Source organism: Cyanobium sp. BA5m-10 (assembly GCF_024346255.1).
GTDB classification, from domain to species: Bacteria; Cyanobacteriota; Cyanobacteriia; order PCC-6307; family Cyanobiaceae; genus Cyanobium_A; species Cyanobium_A usitatum.
In genome coordinates, this window is the sequence record NZ_JAGQCP010000079.1 from 1 (window position 1) to 7595 (window position 7595).

General features: G+C 61.9%; 11 protein-coding genes. 8 read left to right on the forward strand and 3 right to left on the reverse strand.

Going from position 1 to position 7595, the window contains the following annotated elements; genetic code table 11:
* The first annotated feature begins 307 nt into the window (after window positions 1-307).
* Window positions 308-781, forward strand: a complete 474-nt coding sequence (locus KBY85_RS15230; RefSeq protein WP_254962308.1) for a helix-turn-helix domain-containing protein — start codon at window positions 308-310, stop codon at window positions 779-781.
* A complete protein-coding gene (locus KBY85_RS15235) occupies window positions 738-1352 on the forward strand; it encodes a putative toxin-antitoxin system toxin component, PIN family (RefSeq protein WP_254962309.1) in 615 nt (204 codons plus the stop codon). The genes KBY85_RS15230 and KBY85_RS15235 overlap by 44 nt, the downstream gene beginning before the upstream one ends.
* Here KBY85_RS15235 and KBY85_RS15240 read toward each other — a convergent pair.
* The gene (locus KBY85_RS15240) at window positions 1334-2611 is read right to left on the reverse strand and encodes a hypothetical protein (RefSeq protein WP_254962310.1); all 1278 of its coding nucleotides are present in this window, start codon (window positions 2609-2611) and stop codon (window positions 1334-1336) included. The genes KBY85_RS15235 and KBY85_RS15240 overlap by 19 nt on opposite strands.
* Window positions 2612-3467: 856 nt before the next feature.
* Between KBY85_RS15240 and KBY85_RS15245 the strand changes: the two genes are divergently transcribed.
* The 4 genes from KBY85_RS15245 (at window position 3468) to KBY85_RS15260 (ending at window position 5846) form a co-directional block, all read left to right on the forward strand.
* Complete coding sequence (locus KBY85_RS15245; protein ID WP_254962311.1) at window positions 3468-3623, forward strand: hypothetical protein; 156 nt, start codon at window positions 3468-3470, stop codon at window positions 3621-3623.
* A gap of 224 nt (window positions 3624-3847) precedes the next feature.
* A complete protein-coding gene (locus tag KBY85_RS15250) occupies window positions 3848-4291 on the forward strand; it encodes a DUF2493 domain-containing protein (protein ID WP_254962313.1) in 444 nt (147 codons plus the stop codon).
* Between the two features lie 52 nt (window positions 4292-4343).
* Complete coding sequence (locus KBY85_RS15255; protein WP_254962314.1) at window positions 4344-4973, forward strand: siphovirus Gp157 family protein; 630 nt, start codon at window positions 4344-4346, stop codon at window positions 4971-4973.
* Window positions 4974-5078: 105 nt separating this feature from the next.
* The gene (locus tag KBY85_RS15260) at window positions 5079-5846 is read left to right on the forward strand and encodes an RAD52 family DNA repair protein (RefSeq protein ID WP_254962315.1); all 768 of its coding nucleotides are present in this window, start codon (window positions 5079-5081) and stop codon (window positions 5844-5846) included.
* Between the two features lie 3 nt (window positions 5847-5849).
* On the opposite strand, the gene KBY85_RS15265 is transcribed toward KBY85_RS15260, so the two are convergent.
* On the reverse strand, window positions 5850-6044 hold the full coding sequence (locus KBY85_RS15265) for a hypothetical protein (RefSeq protein WP_254962317.1): 195 nt from the start codon (window positions 6042-6044) through the stop codon (window positions 5850-5852).
* A gap of 99 nt (window positions 6045-6143) precedes the next feature.
* Here KBY85_RS15265 and KBY85_RS15270 point away from each other — a divergent pair, with 99 nt between their 5' ends.
* Both KBY85_RS15270 and KBY85_RS15275 read left to right on the forward strand, forming a co-directional pair.
* Window positions 6144-6428 carry a galactose oxidase gene (locus KBY85_RS15270; RefSeq protein ID WP_254962318.1) on the forward strand — a complete coding sequence of 95 codons (285 nt, stop codon included), beginning with the start codon at window positions 6144-6146 and terminating at the stop codon, window positions 6426-6428.
* A gap of 7 nt (window positions 6429-6435) precedes the next feature.
* Window positions 6436-6720, forward strand: coding sequence for a DUF1651 domain-containing protein (locus KBY85_RS15275; RefSeq protein WP_254962319.1), 285 nt, complete (start codon window positions 6436-6438; stop codon window positions 6718-6720).
* Window positions 6721-7162: 442 nt separating this feature from the next.
* Here the strand turns inward: KBY85_RS15275 and KBY85_RS15280 are convergent.
* A partial coding sequence (locus tag KBY85_RS15280) for a DUF4236 domain-containing protein (protein ID WP_254962320.1) occupies window positions 7163-7595 on the reverse strand: 433 nt, incomplete at its 5' end.

Sequence of the window (7595 nt, forward strand, 5' to 3'; positions counted from 1 at the left end):
GGGTTCATAATGGATAAACGGAGCTGCGCAATCAGCTTCCAGGCAGTCATCCCCTGCCTGCCACTGTTCACCCTCCGGAGAGGGTCACAGGACCTCCTGAGTTACACCACTCAGAGGGGCGCTACCCAGCCCGTGCATGGTCGCCACCTGATAGGGGCTGCCGAGCCAATGAAAGCTTGAATAAGGCCATCGGCTCAGGACAGTGCCTCGGAACGCACAGGACACGCGAACCTATTGTCCTTGCAGATGCTGCAGATATTGCGTTTATTTCGATTAAGATTCACTTGGCCTTCCCCTCCTCCTGTCCATGGCCGTCGCTCTCCCCAGCTCCATTGAGCCCGTGATCCCTACGGCTGAGGCGGCTGAGGCCGCAGGGGCGAGCTTGCGCGATCTCACCAGCTTCCGTGCCAGCCATGGCCTGCGCCAGGCCTGCCTCTCCCTAGACCTGCAGGATGGCCAGCGCGCATCCGTTCCCATCCCGCCCGCGGTGCTGGAGTTGCTGCAAGGAATCCTGGTTCAGATGGCCCAGGGCAATGCCGTCACGCTGGTGCCGGTGCACGCCGAACTCACGACCCAGCAGGCCGCTGATCTGCTGAATGTGTCGCGGCCCTTTCTGATCGAGCGGTTGGAGCAAGGGGAGATCCCCTTCCGTAAGGTCGGCACCCATCGGCGCATCCGCTTGGCCGACCTGATGGCCTACAAGCACGCCATCGATCAGCAGCGTGCCGCAGCCCTCGATGAGCTGGCTGCCCAGGCCCAGGAGCTGGGCATGGGCTACTGAGGTGAATCGCTTCACCGTCGTCTACGACGCTTGCGTTCTCTATCCCGCTCCACTCCGCGATCTGTTGATGCGCCTGGCGCTCACCGATCTCTACCGGGCTCGCTGGAGCAACCAGATTCACGACGAGTGGATCAACGCTGTGCTGCGGAACCGGTCTGATCTCTCCAGAGCGCAGTTGGAGCGAACCCGCGCGCTTATGAATGCTCACGTGCGTGATGCGCTTGTCGATGGTTATCAGCCCCTTATTCCAGCTCTGGAATTACCAGATCCGGATGACCGCCATGTTCTGGCTGCCGCCATCCAGTGCGGTGCCGATCTGATCCTCACCTTCAACCTGGGCGATTTCCCAGAGCACGCCCTGGCGAGTTATGGGCTTGGCGCCTGCCATCCCGATCCGTTTCTGCTGGATCAGTTGAACCTGGATGCCGAACGGGTCTGCATGGCGATGCGGCAGCACCGAGCGAGCCTCAAGAACCCACCAAAAACAGTCGAGGAGTACCTGGTAACCCTGGAGGAACAAGGGTTGAGCAGGTTCTCGCAGGCCGTGCGGCATTACGGCGCTGAGCTCTGAGCGCGTAGGCCATGGGCCAGCCGCTGCTCTGCCTTTGCGAAAGCGTCGTCCACCACGTCATCCCCGCACCAGCGGCTGTAGGCCGCCAGATGGGTTTCCACTGAGTGGCCCATGGCTGCTGCGACCACCTTGGGAGGCAGCTCGCAAGTGATGTGAGCGCGGTGGGCATAACCGTGGCGGCAAGAGTAGAGCACCAGTTTCTCGCCCTTCTCTTCATACTCTCGCCGTAGTTGCTGCCAGAGAGGACGCCGCCGCATATAGGTGCCAAGGTCCTCAGCGCCATGACCTGGTCGCATCGGCGGCATGCGGTCAGCTCGAAATGCTTTCTCGAGCTGCCAGGGCTTGGCCCATTCGTCACATGGCAGCAGTCGCAAAACCCTGGATCGGGTGCGACCTCGACTGGAAACCTTCTGGTAGGTGGTCCAGAGCTGCCCTTTCTGGATCTCCAGGTGTTGCAATTCTTCCGGCCGCAGACCGTAGGCAGCCATTAACTGAAACGCCAATCGCCAGCGCGGATCAGGTATGGCCTCTGCCAAATCCAGCACATGGCTGGCCTCAATGGGTGTTGTAATCCCCCGTTCTTCTCGCTTGCGGCCCACATAGATAGAGAGATCAAGCGGCGGTGCCCAGGATGAAGGTAAGCGTTCTGAATCGACGCCCCAACGTAAAAGTGCTGCCGTGAATTGAACCTGTAACTGACGGCCACGCGATCCTGGCCTGTCCTTCCAGGACTCAATCACGCCCTCCAGTAATTGTTTAGGTGAAATGGGTCGACGCTTTCCGCCAACTGCCTCGAGGATCACACCCATTCGCCGCCAGTAGAGCTGATCCCAGGTGCTCTGCTTGATAGCCCCACTGCTGAGTTTGTGATCTTTGAATCCTTGAATTAATTGAGGCCAGTTGATTGCTTCACTAACCGTCATTCCGACATGGCTCGATTCCTCCGTAGGAATTCGCGCATGAGTTTCGATGGCTAGATCAAGGGGTACGCCATCGCTGTAATCGGCATGAATAGCAAGAATGGCTGCATGAATGGCCTGCCGCTCAGAAGCGGCCCAATCAAATAGCAAAACCCGCTGCTGGCGTGCACCACCTGCGGCAGAAGCTGAGACGTTCAGCAGAACCCGCCCACGCATCTCAGAAACAGTCCAGCCACTGCGAGGTCCCAGATCCGAGGTGAGCGACAAGCGCAGCGCTGCTACCCAGCCACGGTCTTTGGCTGCCCGTGCTGGGCGAGAGGCAGTGGTGGCTTTTGGCACGGCTCTAGGAAATCAGGCACGCACGACACCCCTTGCAAGAGAATCTGCAAGAGAATCACCTTTTCAGCTTGGCACGCTCCGCCACTGCCCGCCATCGGCTGGCAGGGCAAAAGCCAGTGACAGCAATGGTTTTGAGCCAGTAAATCCAGTTATTGCAACCGGTCCGACGGACCCCATTTCACGAGCTTTGGGAGCACTAGGTCGCAGGTTCGAATCCTGTCGCCCCGATTGACTTTTCACCGATAGACCAAGGGAGATGCGCACAAAATGCGCACAATCTCCTGGGTTCTCGCCAGTTCCTCGACGGAAGCGAGAGCTCTTTGAGCCTGCTGCGTGAGAGCAAAAGGGCTCTGCAGAAGGCGAAAGAGGGGGGCTTGGCTTGGGCTTTGCCCGAGGGATCGCTTTGATCTCGGTTTTTTTCTGCCACCCCTGGTTTCAAGGCTCCCCTTCCGGCCAGCCAGCACCACCACGAGCCAGCGCCTAGTCATTTCCGGCACTACGACACCCAGGCAACCCCTGTTAAGAGCGCAGCTGCAACTGCCACAGGCGCCTGCAGGCCTTGGAAGCCACCAGAGAAGCCTTTATGGCCGGCGGCTGATCTCGGGTGCTCATCGCTCCCATACAGCTGTCCTGGGGCCGGGCAGGGATGGAGCAGGCCATCGCTTGGGCCTAGTGAAAGCAGCACGGCACCCGCCGGGGGTGCTGCTGGTGGAGTTCCTAGATGTGCCTTGGGACTTACCAAGAGAGCGCAGAGAGGGCTCCAGGCGTCGTCGGCTGTCCTGAACTTGCCACAGCTGCGCCGTGGCTGAGGTCAGACAGCCGCCGCCGCCCTCCGCCCCTGCCCTGGGGTGCGGGGATGGAGCGCAAGGGGGGCATGCCCGCGGCTGCGGTGCCAGATATTCCAGAAGGCTGGCTGATGATTGAGATGGGAGTGAAAGCCCTGGTCTTTGGTTATGCCCGTCCGACTGGATTTGGCCTGCGTCTGTCAGCAAAGATCCGTCAGATCGCTTGATGCAGCTGGCCTTGGCTGAGCCAATAATTCAATTGTACTGGTAGAATAAGGGCTGCGCCAAAGGCCCCAAGTCCATCGCCTGCGGTAATCCAATTCCCTGATCTCGCCAGCACTACCGCTCTTTTATTTGCGGTGTGTTGCCCCGATCAGTTGTCACCTCTGGCAGCTGATTCATGCATCTTTATCTCTCATCTAGCACTGAAATAGCCCCATCCCACTCGCTCGTGATCGCAGCCGGTGGTGGTCGTGATCTGGCCTGGCCCCAGCAGCGGGTTGCCGCTGAGCTGCTCGCCCGCAGCGGTGGCCGGCTGGTGCATCTGCTTCTCCATGGCGGCGCCCGCGGGGCCGATGCCGCCATTGGTCGCGCTGCCCAGCAGCTGGGTTGGTCAGCTCTCGTTATGCCCGCCCAGTGGGAGCGGCATGGGCGGGCCGCTGGGCCAATCCGTAATCGTGAGCTAATCGAGCAGGCCGTTGCCCGCGCTGTTACCCACAGCTCTCCTGGCTCTATCGCTTCGGTGCTGGTAGTCGCCTTCCCCGGTGGTGCCGGCACGGCCTCGCTGGTGCAGCAAGCCAGGCGCATGGCCTCGCGCTCTCCGGTGCCGATCTCCGTGGCTGAGGTCCGTGCATTGGCCGGGCCGCTGGCTATTCCCGCCGCCGCCCATTCCTGAAGCCTTCTGCGCCTGATGGCGCTCTCCGTCCCATTCATCCCCTCTCACCGTCATGGTCGTACTCACCCCCATTTCAGGCGCTGTCAGCGCTGTTTCAGCGGCAGCCCCCTCGGAATCAGGCCCTGCATGCTCCCTGCAGCGCTCCGGTTCCCTGTGGCAGCTGGGCAGCGAGGCCCAAGAGCTCACCACCGCCATCGGCCAGCTGGCCGAGCAGCTGGAAGCTGATGATCCCGAGCAGCGCGCTCTGGCCTTGGCAGAGCTGGAGGCCGCACTTCTGGCAGAAGAGGGCAATAAGCAGGCCCTCGCCGCTAAGGCCGATGCCACCTGCTGGGTGATCGAGCACCTGCGAGGTCAGGCCACCTACCGGAGCCAGCAAGCCAAGCGCCTCACCGATCTGGCCCGCTCTGATGCCGCCCGGGCTGATGCGTTGGAGGAATCGCTGATCTTTGTCCTCACCCAGCTGCAGCCGGCGGCTACGCGTTTCTCCTTCCCCGATCACGAACTCAGCAGCCGCAAATCATCCGCCGTTGTGATCGTCGACGAAGACGCCCTCGATCCCGAGTGGCTCACCTTCTCCACCACAAGCAAGCCAGACAAAAACGCCATCAAGGAAGCCCTCAAAACCGGCCGTCAGATCACCGGTGCCCAGCTGCTCAACCGCCGCTCCTGGCGCATCCACTAAGGGGCCAGGGGGGGGGGCAGAGCCCCCCCCCCTCGATATGGGTCTGTTGCAAGAGCGGGCCCATACCCCTTCCACCCAAATCACCTCTCACATCGCAGTATTCCCATGACCATCGCTGTCTTCTCCACCGAGCAGATCGCTGCCCTTTCCACTCCACTCGATCGCGCCAAGGTCCAAACCCGCAGCCAGGCTGGCCGCTCCTTGGCCTACCTGGAGGGGTGGCAAGCGATTGCCGAGGCCAACCGCATCTTTGGCTTTGACGGCTGGCAACGCGAAACCATTGCCGTGCAGTGCGTATCTGAGCGGGAGCGCACCCTCGGCAGCAGCAACCGTGCCGGCTGGGGCGTTACCTACACAGCCAGGCTGCGCATCACCGTTGGTGACGTGATCCGAGAAGGCAGCGGTGCCGGCCATGGCATTGACATCGACCTAGGCCAGGCCCATGAATCAGCCCTCAAGGAGGCCGAAACCGACGCTATGAAGAGAGCGTTGATGACCTTTGGCAATCCCTTTGGTCTGGCGCTCTACGACAAGCAGCAACGAGAGGTCACCAGCTCGGCAGCACCTACGCCGGTGCCAAGCGCCAACCCCAGCAGCAGGCCAGCAGAAGAGGCGCCGAGGCGCGAGTCCCAATCACCTGCTCAGCGAGAGATAGACCCAAGCCTTGATCCGCTTGATCCAGGCACGATCCACCAGCTACACAGCACCATTCGCTCCCTACCTCGCCCGGCACTGGAAGGTCTCACCAAGGCCTTCCGCAAGCGTTTTCAGGTGCCGCCAGATGCACCCTCAATTGCTGATCGCATCAGCCAGCGCCGCCATCACGAATGGATTGAGGCGTTTCTTGTGCAACACCAGCAGCTGGTGGCCTGAGCCTCAGCGCTGCAGCAACCAGCGCAGCAGCGAAAGGCCAATAATCAGCCCGATGCCGGTGTTCCAGAGCCAGGACGGCCGTTCGGCCAACCGCTGCAACCAAGGCGGCAGCTGATCACGCCACTGCTCCATTGCCAGCACCGCCAGCAGCAGCAGGACCAGGGGGATGCCGATGGCCAGAACAAGCTCGCGCAACATCGGCCCTTATCCGCTGAGCGCACCGTATCGAGGGCGCAAGGGGAAGGCAGCAAAGCCCGCCAACCGTGCTAGTACATGCGTACGCATTGATCATGACTCATGGGTGTCCCTCTCCCCCGGCCAGCAGCACTGAATACCCGGCTCGAAACCCCGATCGAGGAGTGGCCCTACCTCGATGAGGGCACCATGCAGAAGACCCGCAGCCGCAAGGTCTGCATGACCTGCCATTGGTTTAGGCATCACGCAGGGGTGAACTGCATCCCGCTGCTCACCTGTCAGGTGCACCAGGGCTTGATCGCCCATGGCGAGCACCTCACCAGCCGCTGCCAGGGCTGGACTGACGACCTGGTGCGTCAGAAGGGCTGGGCGCCGGAGGTGGCCTGAGCAGCTAATGAACGCGAAGAACAGTCCCGGCCGGCCGCCGCTCTCTCCGCAGGAGGGCTGGATTAGCGATGGCCGCCAGGTGCTTCATTTCCAGCCGCGCCGCTACGACCGCTGGAGCCAGAAGCTGGATGTGACTTTTGGAGAGGTGATGCCCGGCGGGGAGCCACCGCTGCTCAAACACCGCAGGGAGCTGATGCGAAATGAGGCGATCAAGCTCTGGGCTCAGAAGCGCAGAGCCGGCTGGCAGGTCTGCGAGCCGCAGTGGACGCCGCCACCACTGAGCAGGGCCTGAGCTGCTACATGCCACAAAGCAATCCCACCTTGCTCCGATCTGCAGCCAGAAGCAATGCGTTTAAAAACTGATTGTGCTCAACGGCTAGCTCAGCGATGCTGTGCTCATCAACCAAGGAGGCGCCCAACATGGACGACACGCCACCCCGCCAGGTTCCAGAAGCACGCTGACTACAGGCCCCTGCTCCAACAGTCTTTATCTATCCGTGAGCGGGTCGTTCAGCCGGGCAATAGAGCAGCATTCCCCAGTGCAGCTCACCTTGTGCGCCTGACTGATCGACACTCCAGCCGCACCGCCGCAGGTGCCCTCAGGAGGATCATCCGCCCCACCCCTGTAATGCATGGCCCCAGGTGCCAACGCCAGCAGCTTCGCAAGCCCATTCCACGCTCCAGCGTGTGAGGACACGACGACCCCCGGGGCAAACCTTGGGGGTTTTGTTTTGTCAGTTCAACAATCCCTTCTCAGCGACAAGGCGCACTGCTGCCTCCGCCGCCTCTATGCAGCGCTGAGCCCGGCGTTTGGCATCGTCCTGGCCCTGAGCCCGCAGTAAATACCCCTCCATCGCCTCCGGCGTTTCGATCACGGCCAGCAGGCCAGCGGTTCGTGCAGCTAAGGAGCCAGCAGCAAGCAGACGGCTCACCAAGCCCAGGTCCCAGAGCTGCTCCCCCCTGGAGCCGGGAGCGAACAGCTCCTGGCGCAGCACCGCTAGCAGTGACTGCTTAAAGGCATCGAGCTGCCCTGGCCTTAGCCGGCGGCTGTTGGGCAGGCCCGCCGCTTCCCCTGCAGGGATCACGGCTGCACGATCCGGCGTGTGCTCCACGCTCCAGCTCAGACCGGTGCCCGGCAGCCCCACGGTTGACAGGGTGCCGCCGCTG

Coding starts and splice junctions, on each gene's coding strand:
- KBY85_RS15230 (WP_254962308.1), top strand. CDS start 308: ATGGCCGTCGCTCTCCCCAGCTCCATTGAGCCCGTGATCCCTACGGCT.
- KBY85_RS15235 (WP_254962309.1), top strand. CDS start 738: ATGAGCTGGCTGCCCAGGCCCAGGAGCTGGGCATGGGCTACTGAGGTG.
- KBY85_RS15245 (WP_254962311.1), top strand. CDS start 3,468: ATGGAGCGCAAGGGGGGCATGCCCGCGGCTGCGGTGCCAGATATTCCA.
- KBY85_RS15255 (WP_254962314.1), top strand. CDS start 4,344: ATGGTCGTACTCACCCCCATTTCAGGCGCTGTCAGCGCTGTTTCAGCG.
- KBY85_RS15260 (WP_254962315.1), top strand. CDS start 5,079: ATGACCATCGCTGTCTTCTCCACCGAGCAGATCGCTGCCCTTTCCACT.
- KBY85_RS15265 (WP_254962317.1), bottom strand. CDS start 6,044: ATGTTGCGCGAGCTTGTTCTGGCCATCGGCATCCCCCTGGTCCTGCTG.
- KBY85_RS15270 (WP_254962318.1), top strand. CDS start 6,144: ATGGGTGTCCCTCTCCCCCGGCCAGCAGCACTGAATACCCGGCTCGAA.
- KBY85_RS15275 (WP_254962319.1), top strand. CDS start 6,436: ATGAACGCGAAGAACAGTCCCGGCCGGCCGCCGCTCTCTCCGCAGGAG.